This is a genomic window from Micromonospora sp. DT227 (assembly GCF_049841835.1).
Lineage (GTDB): Bacteria > Actinomycetota > Actinomycetes > Mycobacteriales > Micromonosporaceae > Micromonospora.
The window spans coordinates 1-671 of record NZ_JBNCLA010000048.1 but is presented as its reverse complement, the minus strand read 5'-3'; the positions used below and the strand labels follow the sequence as shown (position 1 = coordinate 671).

The following is a 671-nucleotide window of genomic DNA, read 5'->3' as shown; positions in this document are numbered from 1 at the left end:
CAACAACCACGGCACCACCCCACCCGGCACCACCGGCGCCCCCTGGCCCGAACCCACCGGGTCGGCCGCTGTGTCCCACGGCGGCTCGAACGGATCGGCCTCCTCCAGGATGAGGTGGGCGTTGGTGCCGCTGATCCCGAACGACGACACCCCAGCCCGCCGCGGCCGACCGCTGACCGGCCACGGTGTCGCCTCGGTCAACAACTGCACCGACCCGGCCGACCAGTCCACATGTGACGACGGGGCGTCCACGTGCAGCGTCCTGGGCATCAACCCGTGCCGCATCGCCAGGACCATCTTGATGATCCCGGCAACACCCGCAGCCGCCATGGTGTGACCGATGTTCGACTTCACCGACCCCAACCGCAACGGCTGCCCCGCCGGCCGATCCTGACCGTACGCGGCAATCAGCGCCTGCGCCTCGATCGGATCACCCAACCTGGTGCCCGTGCCATGCGCCTCGACCACATCCACGTCGCCCGGCGACAGCCGCGCGTTGGCCAGCGCCTGACGGATCACCCGCTGCTGCGACGGCCCATTCGGAGCACTCAACCCGTTCGACGCGCCGTCCTGGTTGACCGCGCTGCCCCGCAGCACCGCCAACACCTGATGCCCCCGCCGACGCGCATCCGACAACCGCTCCAACACCAACAACCCGACACCCTCACCCC

Annotated in this window: 1 protein-coding gene; it reads right to left on the bottom strand. The window is 70.2% G+C overall.

Annotated elements, in window-relative coordinates; genetic code table 11:
• A partial coding sequence (locus tag ACLQ2W_RS33825) for a ketoacyl-synthetase C-terminal extension domain-containing protein (protein WP_425791958.1) occupies window positions 1-671 on the bottom strand: 671 nt, incomplete at both ends.